Origin of the sequence: Escherichia fergusonii ATCC 35469, assembly GCF_000026225.1 — a bacterium.
Lineage (GTDB): Bacteria > Pseudomonadota > Gammaproteobacteria > Enterobacterales > Enterobacteriaceae > Escherichia > Escherichia fergusonii.
Genome location: NC_011740.1, coordinates 835,328 through 851,704, shown reverse-complemented (window position 1 = coordinate 851,704; position 16,377 = coordinate 835,328). Strand labels below are relative to the sequence as shown.

Sequence of the window (16,377 nt, the reverse complement as noted above, 5' to 3'; positions counted from 1 at the left end):
TTACCAGCGTGGAATATCAGTCTTCACATCAGCATTTTGCGCCCGTTGCCGTAACAGGTGATCCATTAAAACGATCGCCAGCATCGCTTCCGCGATCGGCACCGCGCGGATCCCAACACAAGGATCGTGACGGCCTTTGGTGATCATCTCAACTTCTTCGCCAAAGCGGTTAATCGTGCGCCCAGGCACAGTAATACTGGAGGTTGGTTTCAGCGCCATATGGGCGATAATTTGCTGCCCGCTGCTGATGCCACCAAGAATACCGCCCGCATGGTTGCTCTGGAAACCGTCTTTGGTGATTTCGTCGCGGTTCTGGCTGCCACGCAGCGCTACCACGTCAAAACCATCACCAATTTCTACGCCTTTCACCGCGTTGATGCTCATCAGCGCGTGGGCGATGTCGGCATCCAGGCGATCAAAGACCGGCTCGCCAAGTCCGGCGGGTACGCCACTGGCAACAACGGTGACTTTCGCGCCAATAGAGTCACCCTCTTTTTTCAGCGCGCGCATCAGTTCATCTAAGGCTTCGATTTTGTCCGGATCCGGGCAGAAGAATGGATTTTGCTCGACCTGAGACCAGTCTTTGATTTCCAGCGGAATGTCGCCCATTTGGGTCAGGCAGCCGCGAATTTCTATACCAAATTTCTCAGCGAGATATTTTTTGGCAATCGCCCCTGCTGCAACGCGCATGGCAGTTTCGCGAGCGGAGGAACGTCCGCCGCCGCGATAATCGCGCAGGCCGTATTTTTGTTCGTAGGTGTAATCGGCATGGCCTGGACGGAAAACGTCTTTAATTGCGCTGTAATCCTGAGAACGCTGGTCAGTGTTTTCGATCAACAAACCAATGCTGGTGCCGGTAGTAACGCCTTCAAAAACACCGGAGAGAATTTTGACCTGATCCGGCTCACGACGCTGGGTGGTATAGCGCGATGTCCCAGGGCGACGACGGTCGAGATCGTGTTGCAGGTCCGCTTCCGTCAGCGAAATACCCGGCGGAACACCATCGACGATGCAGCCGAGCGCCAGCCCGTGCGATTCGCCGAAGGTGGTTACGCGAAAGAGTTGTCCAATTGTGTTTCCAGCCATCACGGCTCCGTTATTGTTGTGTTTGCGTGTTTACTTAATCTTTATAAATCGCGAAATGTTCTCGTGCAGCAATAAGCTGCTCTTTGGTGAGCATAAACACACCATCACCGCCGTTATCAAACTCCAGCCAGGTGAACGGAACATCCGGATATTGTTCCATAAGATGTACCATGCTGTTGCCGACTTCACAAATCAGCACGCCATCATCAGCAAGGTAATCTGCCGCATTACCGAGAATACGACGCGTCAGTTTCAGGCCGTCAGTACCAGATGCCAGACCCAGTTCCGGCTCGTGACGGTATTCATTTGGCAGGTCGGACATATCTTCCGCATCGACGTACGGCGGGTTAGTGACGATCAGGTCGTACTGCACTTTCGGCAAGTCCCGGAACAGATCGGAACGAATCGGAATGACGTTGTGGATCAGACCATGTTCTTCGATGTTCTGTTCAGCAACCGCCAGCGCGTCAGGAGAGATGTCTACCGCGTCGACTTCCGCTTCCGGGAAGGCATAAGCACAGGCAATCGCAATACAGCCGCTTCCGGTGCACATATCTAAAATGTGCTGCGGTTGCTTGCTGATGAGTCCGGCAAATTTATTGTTGATCAGTTCACCAATTGGCGAGCGCGGCACCAGCACACGTTCATCGACGTAAAATTCATGGCCGCAAAACCAGGCTTTGTTGGTCAGGTAGGCCACCGGAATGCGTTCGTTGACGCGGCGGATCACGCGTTCAACAATACGGTGTTTTTCGCTGGAAGTCAGACGCGCGGTGCGCATATCTTCCGGAATATCCAGCGGCAGATAGAGCGATGGCAGCACCAGTTGTACGGCTTCATCCCACGGGTTATCGGTGCCGTGGCCGTACCAGATATTTGCCGCGCTGAAGCGGCTCACCGACCAGCGCAACATGTCCTGAATGGTTTGCAGCTCATTTACTGCTTCATCAACGAAAATTTTATCCACGTATTCCTCCAGGGCATGGTCGCATTAATTTCGGCGGCTAGTTTGCCATGAAGATGACGATAAATCAGCATTCACGCGCGGTGAGTGAGGAAAAATACGTTTAAAACGATCGATTAGACGACGAGTCGGGTAAACTGTAGGAAAATTAGAAATGAGAGATGTAAATGAAAAAGAAATCATCACTTAGTGAGGAGGACCAGGCGCTTTTCCGCCAGTTGATGGCGGGGACCCGCCAGATAAAGCAGGACACCATTGTCCATCGGCCGCCGCGTAAAAAAATTAGCGAAGTACCAGTCAAGCGGTTAATCCAGGAACAGGCCGATGCCAGCCATTATTTCTCCGATGAGTTTCAACCGTTATTGAATACCGAAGGTCCGGTGAAATATGTCCGTCCGGATGTCAGCCACTTTGAAGCGAAGAAACTGCGCCGCGGCGATTATTCGCCGGAATTGTTTTTGGATTTACACGGTTTGACGCAATTGCAAGCTAAGCAGGAACTTGGGGCTCTGATTGCCACCTGCCGTCGTGAACATGTGTTTTGCGCCTGCGTGATGCATGGTCATGGTAAGCATATTTTGAAGCAGCAAACGCCGCTGTGGCTGGCGCAACATCCCCATGTGATGGCATTTCATCAGGCACCGAAAGAGTACGGCGGTGATGCAGCTTTATTAGTGTTGATTGAAGTGGAAGAGTGGTTGCCGCCTGAGTTGCCCTGACATCATTATCAACATGTACTTTCACCGACCAGCTAACTGGTCGGTGAAATAATGTTACAACATATTCAACACATACTGGAATCGACAGGTAGAATCGATGGGTTGTTCAGATGTTGTGTCTACGCGTACCAGCATGTCATGAAGCTGTTTATCCGTAATCGGATGCCGGGTTGGCGCAACGGTCACTTTGGCATTATCACAGCCAGACGAGGTAAAGCTGATCATCTGTGACACAAAACGGCAATAGGCTCCCCGTTCATCCATCTTACTGCCATCACACAGTTTTCCGCTTTCCATCAAATAGGTGGAAAGCGTTGTCTCAATTACGCTTCCTGTGGATTTTAGCGAAAGCAATTTATTATGAACAACAGTGCTCTCGTTCCATGAAATATCATAAGGTTCCAGTGGAACAGGAGGGCAACTTGAAATCACGGTCTGCGGACCGTAATATTCCACCGATACCGCATTCGACCAATTGTGTGCTCTCACAGCAACAATCCAGGGGCACCCCCCTACGGAGCCATCAACAGTAATCTTCAACGGCTGCTCTGCACAACGCCACCCTTGCGGCAAACCAGGACAGAGTGAGTCATTAGCACTACTTGTATGATTCAAGTAGATATGTGGCGCAGTAGTAGAACTGTCGGTCCCCGACCAAGAACGATTAGGCACCTCCTCCGTTCGCGCAGAGCCACCATCCTGGTAATAAACACCATAATAAACGCCATTTGCTGTAGCAACATCCAGGTAAAGCTCCAGTTGCGAATTCCAGCCGTATTCTGCGTAATAAATTTTTACTGGATAGAACTCAGCAGCCTTTCCGTAAGACAGCGGGAACATTACCAGCAGATAATAAAAGAGTAAGCGCAATTTTTTCATCTTAAATATACTCAAAGGTTGCGGTTAAGGAGGCGGTAAATTCACCCATCGTCACTTCCCGACCGCTTTTCGCCTGTAACCAGGCCCTGAAATTAATGTCATTGCTGCCATCGCTAAGCGTGAATTTCACCCCGGTTGGGTTGTTAATCGCCACCCGTACCCCGTCAGTCGTTTCCATCCCAATCCCGACACCCTGCGCGGTTGATGTGGTATCCAGCGCCAGGAAACCGGGCTGCTCACTGTCTTCCGTACCGGTAAGAGTCACCTGGACCTGATAACTCGCAGGCCCCTTACAATCTTTCAGCTTAAACACCACCGGAATGTGCGCAGACTCCCCCGCAACCATGAGATCCTTACGACTGATAGTTGGAAAATGGACTTCGGCCAGATTTCCGCTCTCAACCACCAGCGTACAAGAGCGGCTGAGTAAGTTGCCGTAAAAATGCAGGTTGTTGTCCACGGCCAGGATACGCGTGCTGCCGGTCAACAACAGTCCCGCTAACAGCCCATAGCCGAGCGAATAAATGCGTTCTGTTTTCATTGATAATCCACCCGCAATGTTGCATAGGCTGAAAACGTGGTATCGCTCAGCACCGCATCGACTGACTTCACTGGCACGGCCTCCAGTTTCGGCTTTTGGGTAAAATCAGTGGCGTTAATGGTAAGCGGAGTATTCAGTTTAAAAGGCTGACCATCGTGTTGAAGCTCAATACCAAAGCCGGGAACGTCTGTTTCGATAGCCGAGTCATTGTAGGCGGTCTGCGTCCCCGTCCAGGTGAGCGTCATAATCCAGTCGGGATCGCGTATTTCGGAGTCACAGCTCAGGTCATATTTCACTTCCTTGCGGCCATTGTCCCCGTTGATACTGTCGATGATGAGATCGCGAAATTCCACCTCGAGGGTCTTTCCCCCGCTGATAGTACAGACAGGCGGTGCCACCAGCGTACCGTGAAAAGTGATGTCATCGTCAGCCGCCAGCGCAACACCACCGCAGGTGCAGAGTAAAAAGAACAAGCGTTTTTTCATTGGTAATCCACCACCATCGTCATACTGGCGTTAAATTCCGCTGGCGTAAGCTGCGCTCCACTCTGTTTTACCGGCACCGCTTTGAGATTGGGCAACTGGTTAACATTAAAATCAGACCAGTTACCTTCACCCACTCTAAATAAAGAGTTATCGGCACCGTTTTCAATGCGAATGCCCAGGCCGGGTATTTCCGTCGCAATGACAGTTTCCCCGTTAATAACGGTAGTGGTGCCTTTAAGCTGCAACCGCAGATCATCAACACCCACCGCCCTGTTACCACAGTTCAGGGTATAAAGCGGCTCCGTGGTGCGGTAATTCGTGCCATTGATTTTGCTAATGTATACATCGCCAAATTGCACATTGCTCCCCTTCACGGAACAGGGCGGTGGCCCATCCACCAAAACGTGCAACGTCAATAGCACCGGTCTACTTTCCCCTGCCACGGCAAGGCTCCCCATCAGCCAGCCGCTCAGGAGAAAAATGCCCGTTCCCACCAGAAACGTGTATTTCATAAGACTCTCCCGGCATCAGCCTTTGCGGCTTTGCTCTGCATCCACCTGGCAATTATTGCCATTGCATTTAAAGTTCAGCGACAATCGCGCGCCGTAGTCGTTGACGTAAGTCAGCACCGGCACAGTGTCCATCTTCACATTCAACGGTGCGGACGATTTCGGCGGCATGACCAGCGGCGTAAACCCGGCTGCCGGATTACCATTTTTCTGTGTGCTGGCATTGCTGATAATCACGTAATAGGGCGTGGGGTTATTGACGGTGAACGCCTGTCCATTGCGGGTTAACGTCACCTTGTGCTGCCACGGCTCCCTCATGTCAATTTTTGCCAGTGCCTTGGGTCGCCAGAACAATTTGATACGCGTTTGCAGGGCAATTTGCAGCGTATTAGGTTTGTTCGATTTTGGCGGGATTTCACGCACGTTAAAGTAGAACATGCTCTCACGATCGGCCGGTAACTTGTTGATATCCGGCATTCCCTGGACTTTTACCTGACCATTCATCATCGCATCAATACGCTGTACCGGCGGCAGTACCGTAAGTGGCGAGCTGATTTTGTTGCCCTTTTCGTCCTCCATCCAGCTTTGCGCCAGGTAGGGCTGCTTCGGGTCGTTATTGCGCAACGTGACGCTGATAGATTTGTCGCCTTCATTGAAGACCAGGCGTGTACGGTCGGGTGTCACCGATGCGTGGGTGGTAAAACTGGCGGCCGCCACCAGCAGCGCCAGCGCAGGGGCAACTCTTTTTGCAGAGCGAGTCAATGTATACATGGATCAATCCTTAATCACGTTATTGGTTTGCTGAAATAGCCATGGGTTCCGCGCCAGGTGTGACCTGCTGCGTTTGTTCCTGAATCATCGGTTTAATCTCTACCGGAGCCGCAGGCAGCACAGCGCCTTGTTGCTTGCACGGCAGTAACAGGCCATTGAACAGGTCGGCAGGTAGCGGGTCTGGCAGTGAGATCTCACAGTGGGGTTCGCCATTCCATGAGACACACATGTGTTCGCCCGCTTTTACTCCAGCCAGATAGACGTTGCCGTCATCATCAACCAGGCCGACCTGCTGGTCGTGTTCGTTTCTCACTTCCGCACCAAATGGCGGGTAACTGCCATCACTCATGCGCAGGACAGCCATCGCCTTTTGCCCACTGATAACCGCAAATTGACGGTAGCCAATGGCGCCTTCGGTAAGTGTCGCCTGCACTACAGACTGCGTGGCTTCAGCGTCATCTGGCAGTCTGGTCAGGTCAATAGTGGCCTGGTTACGGTAGTAGTTATTGACGTCGGCAACGACGGCTTTGCCAAACATATTGGTATAAACCGCTGCGCCATTCCCTTCGACCGGTACGTCGGCGACACCGTCAGCGTCAATCAGTAATCGCGTACCGCCCATATTTTGAGTTCGGTGCAACGCACCACCGTGAGCTGTGAGCGTGGCGCCGCCCTGTAGCGACAACCCGGCAGAGGTGTACTGCCCTTCATGGTAGTTGGCACTGAGGTCCACATGGGCCATTGAACCGTCACGGCTGTAATAACCATCCACGCTGGAGTGATTTTCACTGTTGCCAACGTTTATCTGATAATGACTGGCGTCGTCTATACGGCTGAAATACCCCACCTGGCTGCTGTCAGGACCGCTACCGTAGTTACCGTTGTAACTCACCGTACTGCTATCACCCCACGGCATACTTAAGGAGATATAGACACCTTTATCGGCGCTGTTGTCATACTCATAGCGATAACCGGTCAGAGAGATACTCATGTTACGAATGCCGCCCATATTGAAATAGTGGGAGAGCATTACGTTGTAGTTGGTCTGTTCCTCACGATCCCAGTAGGTGTGACGCGTATAGTTCAGGTAAACAGAAACACCGGCATCTCTAAAGTTCTGGTTATAGGTGGCGGTGTACATCTCTTTATCATTGCCTGAGCGGACCATTGCGCTGTCATTCGCGTCCAGATACTCACTCATGGTCATATAGTTCTCTTCCGAGAAGCGGTATCCGGCGAAGGTGACGCGGCTGTTGAGTTCATCAAAGTCTTTGGAATAACTGACTCTGAAAGAGTTACCGTCGAGAGTGCTTTTTCCGTAAGCGGTCGAATCGTCAAGTCGGGTATGCGAGTGGGTGATATCAAAGGCCATCGCACCGAAAATGGAGAGATCGCGACCAATCCCAAGCGCGGCTGACTGGTAATTTTCATCGCCAAGCGCCCCGCCATACAGTGACCAGCCGTTTGCTATCCCCCAGGACGCTTCGCCACCGGAAAAGAACCCGCCTTGCACATGGTGCCCCCACTCCTGTGGTCGCCCCATCATAATTTTGTAGCGCACCTGGCCCGGGCGAGTCAGGAACGGCATGGAGGCAGTGCTGATGTCATACTCCTGCACCTGACCGTTCACCTCTTCAATGCGCACATGCAGCGTACCAGAGCTAAAATCGGCAAGATCCTGGATACGGAATGGCCCGGCTGGCACCTGGGTTTCATAAATTATACGCCCGGCCTGGCTAACGGTGACTTTCGCCGCCGTATGGGCCACGCCGGAAATATCTGGAGCATAGCCGCGCAGATTCGGCGGCAGCATTTGATCGTCAGTACTGATACTACCGCCGATGTAGTTAAAGCCATCGAAAATATCGGAATCGAGGTAATCTTCACCGAGTGCCAGTTTGGCTTTCAGGCTCGGTAACGCGCGCCAGGCATAGTAACGGCTCCAGTCCCAGTTTCTTTCGGTGCTGTCTTCCGTCTCTTTATCATTACTGCGGGTATGCTGATAATCGCTCTGCCAGTCGGCTCGCAAGCGCCACGGCCCGAGGTTAACGCCAACCGTACCGTTGCCGCTGATATCGTTGCTGTCATCACCGCTATTTTCTTCATGTCGGGTTTGGGCATTGATGCTGTAATCGGCAATTAAACCTGAGATGCCATCATCCCAGCGCGAGGGAGGGTCCCAGTCGACATCGCTGTATTCAAGATAAGCCTGCGGTAAGGTGATAAGGAGTGCGGACTGGCTTAAATCAGCGCGCATTTCCAGACCGTCAAGTTGGCCTGGCTTGAGGCATTTACCGTCGAGAACCCATTGCAAATTGTTCGCAATGTCTTCTTTAAAACCAAGCTGTGCCGCCAGGTCTGGCGACAGACAGGCATAAGTCTTATTGGCGTCATTTTCTGTTGCATACCAGTAAATATCATATTCACCGGGTAACGGCTGTTTATTGACCTCAACCTGTAAACTGTATTTACCTGGCTCAACATAACCCTGGCTTGAAAAGCGTTTTAAATCGATTTTCGTGTCGCCTTTTAATTCCAGAAAACGGGAATCAAACTGAATATCTTCATCAGCCCAGGCATTGATATGGCATCCAGAGATGGCCACGGCAACGCACCAAGGAAGCGCCCGTAAGCGGAAAAGAGAATGGTCAGGCATACACGTATCCATCCGTGATTATTATAATAAGTCCAAAAACTCGTTCCAAAATCCCCCATAGCGCGATGCTATGGGGGTGAATTACCTTAGAGATAGGTAATCTGGAAGGTGGTATTCGCTTCAAAACCACCCAGGTCAGGCGTACCAGCCGCACCGACTAACCAGGCTTTGAAGTTCAGAGTCTGTTTAGGTTTGCCTTTATTGGTTACTGAGTCATTTACGATCGGCTGTTCAATGCCAACACCGCTTTTATAGGAAGTACCTTGCTTATCACCAATCGCCAGGCTTACATTGTTAAACGCAGCACCTGTATCGGTATTAAAAATGGTGTAGTAATTCTCGTTTCCCGTAGAAACGTTACCGGTGAACGTCGTTTCCATGGTTGTTTGGGTATCAAATACGCAGTCCTGCAAACGAATCTGAAAGTCTTTCGGCGTGGTAGTCCCGTTGTTTTTCAGTACTTCTGCACCAATGTTGCCTAAATCCACTTCCAGTTTGTGATCGTCTGGAACGATAGAGCACGGAGAGTCTTCAATGGTGCCATAGAAACGTGCAGTACCGTTGTTGCCTGCAGCAAAGGCTGACGCGGAGACAACTACGCCCATTACCATTGCGGCTGCAACGGCAGTTTTAGCGAACTTACTCATTATTTGTCCTTAAATTATATTAAATAAGTGATATAAACATCATGATTTATTAGGCCAATCAATATATAAATTCATCACGAGTTAATACCCAGCCATCGAATAGACTATCTGAACGAATATGAAATAGGTTGCAAGAAAGAATATTCTTTGGTGTGGCGACAATGCTGATGATTTCGCCATCAGTATTCAATTGAATTGTACTAAAGGTCAGATGTAGTCAACCTTAATACATTGAACAAAGGTATATATCCTGAAGATAAATCTTTCAAAAAAAAGATATTCTGAGTCAAAAAGCATTTTGCATTTTACCAATGAATAACTTGCACAAAAATTATTCAATTACAAAAATGACGATTGAAAATTAATTTTTCAAAAGACATCACCATCAAGGTAATGATAATATATTATCAAGACACAAAAATATCTTTATTTATACTCGTCATACTACAAGCTGCATATGCTGAGTCTGCGTTCCTGCAACTTGGATATTTAGGGTATAATTCAGCCATTAGAAGAAATACTCAATAAAAAGCCCGATCAATTAAAGTTATCGGGCTTTTTGAACTAATCAGATAGCTTTCGCCATTTTCAGATTACACGGGCTCATTTGCCAGTTGAACGTACCTTTTCCGCTTTCATCAAGCGTAACGCTGGCAATGGCTGAGGTGGTAAACATCGGCGGCGTTTCGCCAGGGCACAGCTCAGAAACCAGATACCCCACTAAAGGCAAGTGAGAAATAATCAACGCCGATGCGATACCTTCATTGGCCAGCGCCTGCAAATACGCGCTGACCAGCCCAACATCGCCGCAGGGCGTTAACTCCGGCAAAACATCAACACTGCCAGGCAGACTCATACACTCACCTACCACATCCAGTGTTTGTTCGGCTCGTAGGAACGGGCTCACCAGAACACGTTCAATTTCCACTTTTTGACCTTTCAGCCAGTTCGCCATCAGGCGGGAATCGTCACAACCATTACTGGTTAAAGGACGAACCGAATCACTGGCGGCATCGAGGGCTGCGTCGCCGTGACGCATGATAAAAACTTGCATATTGCACCGCTTTTGTTAACCAGAATCACCCACAGTACTGCTGCTCCCTGGGGGCTGCAGTAATGCGGTGGTCGGCATTGTGCCTTATCCATTCACCGAATGAAACGCTGTTTTTTACCTCAATGGCGTAAGTATAGTCAATAGTTGTTCACTTACTGACCACACCCCAGGCATTCAGTGTGGATAACCTTAAACTTTGACCCTGTTAATGACGATCCGTTGCACTTGTTTTCCAGAAACTTTCACCACGTTCCGCCATTTGGAGCAACTGCTCACATGGTGTGAAGCGAGAACCATACAATGACGTTAACCGTTGCAGCACAGCGACAACTTCTGAAGCCCCCAGCGAGTCCATATAACGGAATGGCCCCCCGAGAAATGGAGGAAAACCGATGCCAAATACCGCACCGATATCCCCATCACGAGCATGACGGATAACGCCTTCTCTGTAACAACGCGCAGCTTCGTTAAGCATGAGCATGACGCAACGTTCAGTTATCTGTTGAGCAGATAACTTACTCTGCCCTTGTACGGCAATAATCTTATAAATTTCAGGGTCAACCTGTTTTTTGCTTTTACGCCCTTTCGCTCCATAAAGATAGAAGCCACGACCATTTTTTCTGCCTTTGCGATCATCATTCAAAATTGAAGAAACAACATTTGCAGGGGCGCTAAAACGTTCTCCATATGCCGCCTCAAGCACAGGTATTATTTTAGTACCTGTATCAATTCCGACCTCATCCAAAAGTTGGATTGGCCCGACAGGGAAACCGAACTTAACCAGCGCGGTATCTATGGTTTCAACCTTTTCACCTTCGGTTAATAGTCGAATAGCCTCATTGATATAAGGAGCAAGAATACGATTTACATAGAATCCAGCCTTATCCTGAACAACAATCGGTGTTTTTCCCTGTTTTTTCGCCAGCTTCACAATAGTGGCAATTGTCTTCTCAGATGTTGCAGCATGAGGAATAACTTCCACCAGTGGCATTTTCTCAACCGGGCTAAAAAAGTGTAAACCGATAACTTGTTCAGGCCTTGTTGCATGAGCTGCGATATCGCTTATTGGTATAGATGAAGTATTTGAGGCAAAAATGGTGTGTAAACCACAATTTTTCTCAACCTCAGCCACCATCTGCTGTTTTAACGATAAATCTTCAAATACCGCTTCGATAACGACATCCCGATGTGCAAAGCCTTGATAATCGGTTGTACCGGAGATTTTCGCTAATTGCCTGGCCTGCTCACCAGCCTTTATATGCCGACGACGCACTTTGGCATCCAGTAGTTGCCAACTGTATTTCAGCGCATGGTTAATGCCCTGGGGATTAATGTCTTTAATCCGTACGGGTAAACCCGCTTTACAGGCGGTTACAAAGGCGATACCACCCCCCATCAGGCCACCACCCAGAATACCAATACTGTCTAAAGTACCAGGTTGCACCGTACTTCCTGGATCTTTTTTTACTTCAGTACTGGCAAAGAAAATATTCCGTAGCGACTGGGATTGCGATGTCATCGCCAGCTCACCAAATGCTCTGGCTTCTGCGTCATATCCGCTACTGCTACCTTGTGACAGACCTGTTTCGATGACGTCGAGAATGCGAGTGGTAGCAGGATAATTACCCTGTGTTTTCTGGTCTGTTTTTTTACTGACAAAGCGAAACAGAAGCGAACGCCCGAGCGGCCCGGCAAGAATACGCTCCCGTACAGGTAAAGAACGCGGTGTTTGCCTTTCCTGTTTCGCGCGTTCCACAGCCGCCTGCAATAAAATGGATTGGGGAACAATTTCATCCACCAGCCCTGATTTTAGTGCCTGTCCGGGACGCAACTGCTTGCCCGTCAGAATCATATCCAAAGCAGTACTTAACCCCACCAGGCGAGGCAGGCGTTGAGTTCCTCCTGAGCCGGGTAACAGGCCAAGTTGTACCTCCGGTAATCCCAGAATGGTTTTTGGATCATCAGTACAAATACGTCCATGGCAGGCCAGAGCCAGTTCCAGTCCACCACCTAAACAAGCCCCATGTATGGCGGCAATCACCGGCACAGGCAGAGCATGGATTTCTGCCATTAACTGTTGCCCCTGGCGTGCCAGGGTTTCGGCTTCCATGGCGGTGTTGCAGTGATCAATCATGTTGATATCTGCACCAGCGATAAAGTTATCTGCTTTAGCAGAGATAAAGACAACACCGCGAATCTCTTTGTTTTCGCGTATTTCTTTCAGGATGGCGCGGACCTGAGCGGCAAACTCAGCCTTGAGGGTGTTCATCTTTTCGCCGGGAACGTCAATAGTTACCACAGCAATGTGGTCCAGGCGTACATTAAGAGTAAATGCTGATGTCATGTCCATTATTCCGCCTCCAGAACCATTGCTGCACCTAAACCACCAGCAGCACAGGCTGTCACCAACCCGAAACCGCCGCCTCGACGACGAAGTTCATGGAGCGTTTGGGTAATCATTCGTGCGCCGGTAGCGGCAAAAGGATGACCATAAGCGATGGAGCCCCCCAGCACATTAAATTTACTGTCATCGACCTCTCCTGTCGCATGAGCGCGCCCCAACACATCGCGGGCGAAACGTTCACTACCGAGCAACTGAACATTGGCCAACGTCTGCGCTGCAAAGGCTTCATGCATATCAATCAGTGTAAGATCTGCCAGTGTCAGTCCTGCACGATCCAGTGCCAGTGGTGTCGACCATGCCGGGCCGAGCAACATGTCCTGCCAGACATCAATGGCTGTAAAAGCATAGCTGCGTAAATATCCCAACGGTGTTAGTCCAAGTTCTTTTGCCCGGCTTTCTGTCATCATAATGACTGCAGCTGCGCCATCCGTCAGTGGCGTACTGTTCGCTGCGGTTACCGTGCCATGCTTACGGTCAAATGCCGGGCGCAAGCGGGCATAATCGGCAAGTGTGGAATTACCACGAATATTGTTATCTTCACTCAATGGCGCTTTATAAGGCGGAACATAAGCTGTCATCACCTCATTCGTCAGTTTGCCTTCGCTCCACGCTTGAGCTGCTCGTTGATGCGAACGATGTGCCAATGCATCCTGCTGTTCACGGGTAATGCCATAAGTTTTTGCCATTTGCTCAGCGGTATCGCCCATACGTAAGCCAGTGGAGTATTCGGCAACCGCAGGCGGTACAGGCAATAAGTCGTGAAGACGCAGACGAGAAAATAATTTCAGCCGCTGGCCCAGCGTTCTGGCTTTATTAACATCAACTAATACCCGCGCCAGCTTCTTGCTGACGCCAATAGGCAATACTGAAGAAGAGTCAGCTCCTCCGGCGATACCTGCACGTATGGTTCCTGCCATCAGGCTTTCAGCAACATTTGCCACCGCCTGGAAGCTGGTCGCGCAAGCGCGGCTGACGCTGTATGCATCGGTATGAACACTCATCCCTGTGCCCAACACAATTTCACGTGCGATGTTGGGGGCTTCCGGCATTTGTACCACCTGACCAAACACCAGTTGTTCAATCGCAGCAGGAGGAATTTCACTACGAGCAAGTAGTTCACTTACCACCATTTTTCCCAGATCAACAGCGGGAATGCCATGAAAAGCTGTCGCCTGACGCGCGAATGGCGTACGTAATCCACTAACAATGGCGATACGATCGCCCTGGCGGGTGACCAGCGGTAAAACCTGCCCCATAACAATCCCCTGTAAAAATTATAATTAAGTGGTCGGACCTGATCATAGTCTTAACTAATTTTTTACATTTAGCCAAGCGAAGATAAATGAAATTGAGAGCCAGGACACAGAGGAAGAAGACATGAGCTAAACAGGAAGTCGACATACGAGTGAATTCCCTGGAGCATACAGAAGTAAGTGACTGGGGTAAGCGACAAATCCGCATGGATTGCCCTGTAAGGAGTGAGGCCCATAAAGGGGCCGAATAACCCGCAGACGCAGCACATGCAAATTGAAGTATGGACACAAAAGAAAACGCCTCTACCGCAGTAAACGGCAGAGGCGTTAACAGGAAGGGATTAACGTAACCCTAACTGGAAGATCAGCATTTCAGCTTCGCAGGCGAAGACAAAATCGACGTCCAGACGAACGCCATCAGACTCTTCAGTGAAGGTTGGAACAATTTTGCACGGATCAGATTCAACACTACGTGCTTTCTCGCTCAGCGACGCCAGCATTTCTTCTGCTTCTTCACGGGTAGAGAACACACGGCTGTATGACGCGGTGCAATCGGAGTTGTCCATGATGGTGCCAACATCCATACAGCAGCAAACCGGGGTTTCATCAGCACTGCATTTACTCATTGTAGATTTCCTCTGTATTTGCACCCAGGGTGCCAGATAAATGTTCGGAATATTTTACTCCGCTGAAAAACGGTGCTCCAGTCGAGAATTATGTAAAATCGGATAAGTGACCGAAATCACAATTAAAAATGATCTAAAACAAATTTCATTCAACAGGGTGAGTGCGCAACCCCACATTTTTGCCAGCTGGATCTCGTTTCTTAGATCACTTTTGAAAAATCTCATAAACATACTTGCAACATTCCAGCTGGTCCGACCTATACTCTCGCCACTGGTCTGATTTCTAAGTCGTACCTCAGACCCTACACTTCGCGCTCCTGTTACGGCACGTAACATAGTTTGTATAAAAATAAATTTTTTGAGGTTATGGTCATGAGCCAGAAAACCCTGTTTACAAAGTCTGCTCTCGCAGTCGCAGTGGCACTTATCTCCACCCAGGCCTGGTCAGCAGGCTTTCAGTTAAACGAATTTTCTTCCTCTGGCCTTGGTCGGGCCTATTCGGGTGAAGGCGCTATCGCCGATGACGCAGGAAACGTCAGTCGTAACCCGGCATTAATTACCATGTTTGATCGTCCGACATTTTCAGCCGGTGCGGTTTATATTGATCCCGATGTAGATATTACCGGACGTTCTGATTTAACCGGCCAGAGTGCAAACGCCAAAAATATCGCCCCAACTGCGTGGGTTCCTAACCTGCACTTTGTCGCGCCGATTAACGATCAGTTTGGTTGGGGGGCTTCAATAACGTCCAACTACGGTCTGGCTACGGAATTTACCGACAGCTATTCCGCAGGTATTTACGGTGGTAAAACTGATCTGCAAACCATTAACTTTAACCTCAGTGGTGCTTACCGTCTGAATAACAACTGGAGCTTTGGTCTTGGTTTTGATGCTGTTTATGCCAAAGCAAAAATTGAGCGCTACGCCGGTTCGCTGGGACCATTGTTGTCTCAACAGTTGATTGCCGCGGGGGTGCCCGCTTCGTTAACCAATGGTATTAATACCCCGGATTCTCAAATTGCTCATCTGAAAGGTGACGAATGGGGCTTTGGCTGGAACGCCGGTATTCTTTATGAACTGGATAAAGATAATCGTTGGGGCCTGACATACCGTTCAGAAGTTAAAATCGACTTCGAAGGGGATTACAAAAGTTCTATTAACCCAAATCTGAATAGCATTTTGGGTAGCATGGGCTTACCGTATGGCACAATGGGTGCAACCCAAAATGGGTCCTTGACGCTCAACCTGCCTGAAATGTGGGAGATTTCTGGTTATAACCGCGTCGCACCGCAATGGGCAATTCACTACAGCATGGCCTATACCAGCTGGAGCCAGTTCCAGGAGCTGAAAGCGAAAGGCGATAATGGTCAGACTCTGTTCTATAAAGATGAAGGGTTCCGGGACGCATATCGTATCGCGTTGGGTACAACCTACTACTACGATAAAAACTGGACCTTCCGTACTGGTATCGCCTATGACGATAGCCCGGTTCCGGCAGATAAACGTTCTATCTCCATTCCTGACCAGGATCGTTTGTGGTTAAGTGCTGGGTTAACTTATGCATTTAATGAAGATGCTTCCATTGACGTTGGCGCATCTTATATGCACGGACAAAAAGTGAAATTCACCGAAGGTGAAGGTGCGGCAGCTTATTCCTTTGAGTCTGAAGGTAAAGCGTGGCTATTCGGCACCAACTTTAATTACGCGTTCTAATAACGCTATTCAGGAAGGTTCTGACATAATGAAAAAAGGTGAGTTTTGCGACTCACCTTTTTTATTTCTG

Annotated in this window: 15 protein-coding genes; 2 read left to right on the top strand and 13 right to left on the bottom strand. The window is 49.4% G+C overall.

The features are described from left to right. Together aroC and prmB are read right to left on the bottom strand one after the other, a co-directional pair. Complete coding sequence (gene aroC, locus EFER_RS04285; RefSeq protein WP_015953282.1) at window positions 1-1,086, bottom strand: chorismate synthase; 1,086 nt, start codon at window positions 1,084-1,086, stop codon at window positions 1-3. Between the two features lie 34 nt (window positions 1,087-1,120). Then, the gene (prmB, locus tag EFER_RS04280) at window positions 1,121-2,053 is read right to left on the bottom strand and encodes a 50S ribosomal protein L3 N(5)-glutamine methyltransferase (protein WP_001298774.1); all 933 of its coding nucleotides are present in this window, start codon (window positions 2,051-2,053) and stop codon (window positions 1,121-1,123) included. A gap of 164 nt (window positions 2,054-2,217) precedes the next feature. On the opposite strand from prmB, the gene smrB reads away from it, so the two are divergent. Continuing rightward, window positions 2,218-2,769: an endonuclease SmrB gene (gene smrB / locus EFER_RS04275; protein WP_000730535.1), complete on the top strand. Its 552-nt coding sequence runs from the start codon at window positions 2,218-2,220 to the stop codon at window positions 2,767-2,769. A 54-nt stretch (window positions 2,770-2,823) separates the two neighbouring features. On the opposite strand, the gene EFER_RS04270 is transcribed toward smrB, so the two are convergent. The 11 genes from EFER_RS04270 to EFER_RS04220 all read right to left on the bottom strand — a co-directional run bounded on the left by EFER_RS04270 (window position 2,824) and on the right by EFER_RS04220 (window position 14,594). Next, a complete protein-coding gene (locus tag EFER_RS04270; protein WP_000736185.1) occupies window positions 2,824-3,648 on the bottom strand; it encodes a StfH/YfcO family fimbrial adhesin in 825 nt (274 codons plus the stop codon). A gap of 1 nt (window position 3,649) precedes the next feature. Further along, window positions 3,650-4,189: a fimbrial protein gene (locus EFER_RS04265; RefSeq protein ID WP_000846257.1), complete on the bottom strand. Its 540-nt coding sequence runs from the start codon at window positions 4,187-4,189 to the stop codon at window positions 3,650-3,652. After that, window positions 4,186-4,674, bottom strand: coding sequence for a fimbrial protein (locus tag EFER_RS04260; RefSeq protein WP_000746499.1), 489 nt, complete (start codon window positions 4,672-4,674; stop codon window positions 4,186-4,188). Before EFER_RS04260 ends, EFER_RS04265 begins: the two co-directional genes overlap by 4 nt. Further along, complete coding sequence (locus EFER_RS04255; RefSeq protein WP_000877918.1) at window positions 4,671-5,186, bottom strand: fimbrial protein; 516 nt, start codon at window positions 5,184-5,186, stop codon at window positions 4,671-4,673. The genes EFER_RS04260 and EFER_RS04255 overlap by 4 nt, the downstream gene beginning before the upstream one ends. 15 nt (window positions 5,187-5,201) lie before the next feature. After that, window positions 5,202-5,954 carry a fimbria/pilus periplasmic chaperone gene (locus EFER_RS04250; protein ID WP_000288455.1) on the bottom strand — a complete coding sequence of 251 codons (753 nt, stop codon included), beginning with the start codon at window positions 5,952-5,954 and terminating at the stop codon, window positions 5,202-5,204. A gap of 19 nt (window positions 5,955-5,973) precedes the next feature. Beyond that, entirely contained in the window at window positions 5,974-8,610 is a 2,637-nt protein-coding gene (locus EFER_RS04245; RefSeq protein ID WP_001112817.1) for a fimbrial biogenesis outer membrane usher protein, read from the bottom strand. 86 nt (window positions 8,611-8,696) lie between these two features. Continuing rightward, window positions 8,697-9,257 carry a fimbrial protein gene (locus tag EFER_RS04240; RefSeq protein WP_000032647.1) on the bottom strand — a complete coding sequence of 187 codons (561 nt, stop codon included), beginning with the start codon at window positions 9,255-9,257 and terminating at the stop codon, window positions 8,697-8,699. A gap of 568 nt (window positions 9,258-9,825) precedes the next feature. After that, a complete protein-coding gene (gene sixA, locus EFER_RS04235; RefSeq protein WP_001195809.1) occupies window positions 9,826-10,311 on the bottom strand; it encodes a phosphohistidine phosphatase SixA in 486 nt (161 codons plus the stop codon). A 205-nt stretch (window positions 10,312-10,516) separates the two neighbouring features. Beyond that, window positions 10,517-12,661, bottom strand: a complete 2,145-nt coding sequence (fadJ, locus tag EFER_RS04230) for a fatty acid oxidation complex subunit alpha FadJ (RefSeq protein ID WP_000367675.1) — start codon at window positions 12,659-12,661, stop codon at window positions 10,517-10,519. Further along, window positions 12,661-13,971: an acetyl-CoA C-acyltransferase FadI gene (gene fadI, locus EFER_RS04225; RefSeq protein ID WP_000531982.1), complete on the bottom strand. Its 1,311-nt coding sequence runs from the start codon at window positions 13,969-13,971 to the stop codon at window positions 12,661-12,663. Before fadI ends, fadJ begins: the two co-directional genes overlap by 1 nt. Window positions 13,972-14,309: 338 nt before the next feature. After that, window positions 14,310-14,594 carry a YfcZ/YiiS family protein gene (locus EFER_RS04220; RefSeq protein WP_000030908.1) on the bottom strand — a complete coding sequence of 95 codons (285 nt, stop codon included), beginning with the start codon at window positions 14,592-14,594 and terminating at the stop codon, window positions 14,310-14,312. Between the two features lie 372 nt (window positions 14,595-14,966). On the opposite strand from EFER_RS04220, the gene fadL reads away from it, so the two are divergent. Then, window positions 14,967-16,307: a long-chain fatty acid transporter FadL gene (fadL, locus tag EFER_RS04215; protein WP_002431649.1), complete on the top strand. Its 1,341-nt coding sequence runs from the start codon at window positions 14,967-14,969 to the stop codon at window positions 16,305-16,307. Window positions 16,308-16,377 lie beyond the last annotated feature (70 nt).

Bases quoted from the DNA above. Each gene is read 5' to 3' on its own strand.
- aroC (WP_015953282.1), bottom strand. From the start codon at position 1,086: ATGGCTGGAAACACAATTGGACAACTCTTTCGCGTAACCACCTTCGGC.
- smrB (WP_000730535.1), top strand. From the start codon at position 2,218: ATGAAAAAGAAATCATCACTTAGTGAGGAGGACCAGGCGCTTTTCCGC.
- EFER_RS04270 (WP_000736185.1), bottom strand. From the start codon at position 3,648: ATGAAAAAATTGCGCTTACTCTTTTATTATCTGCTGGTAATGTTCCCG.
- EFER_RS04265 (WP_000846257.1), bottom strand. From the start codon at position 4,189: ATGAAAACAGAACGCATTTATTCGCTCGGCTATGGGCTGTTAGCGGGA.
- EFER_RS04260 (WP_000746499.1), bottom strand. From the start codon at position 4,674: ATGAAAAAACGCTTGTTCTTTTTACTCTGCACCTGCGGTGGTGTTGCG.
- EFER_RS04255 (WP_000877918.1), bottom strand. From the start codon at position 5,186: ATGAAATACACGTTTCTGGTGGGAACGGGCATTTTTCTCCTGAGCGGC.
- EFER_RS04250 (WP_000288455.1), bottom strand. From the start codon at position 5,954: ATGTATACATTGACTCGCTCTGCAAAAAGAGTTGCCCCTGCGCTGGCG.
- EFER_RS04245 (WP_001112817.1), bottom strand. From the start codon at position 8,610: ATGCCTGACCATTCTCTTTTCCGCTTACGGGCGCTTCCTTGGTGCGTT.
- EFER_RS04240 (WP_000032647.1), bottom strand. From the start codon at position 9,257: ATGAGTAAGTTCGCTAAAACTGCCGTTGCAGCCGCAATGGTAATGGGC.
- sixA (WP_001195809.1), bottom strand. From the start codon at position 10,311: ATGCAAGTTTTTATCATGCGTCACGGCGACGCAGCCCTCGATGCCGCC.
- fadJ (WP_000367675.1), bottom strand. From the start codon at position 12,661: ATGGACATGACATCAGCATTTACTCTTAATGTACGCCTGGACCACATT.
- fadI (WP_000531982.1), bottom strand. From the start codon at position 13,971: ATGGGGCAGGTTTTACCGCTGGTCACCCGCCAGGGCGATCGTATCGCC.
- EFER_RS04220 (WP_000030908.1), bottom strand. From the start codon at position 14,594: ATGAGTAAATGCAGTGCTGATGAAACCCCGGTTTGCTGCTGTATGGAT.
- fadL (WP_002431649.1), top strand. From the start codon at position 14,967: ATGAGCCAGAAAACCCTGTTTACAAAGTCTGCTCTCGCAGTCGCAGTG.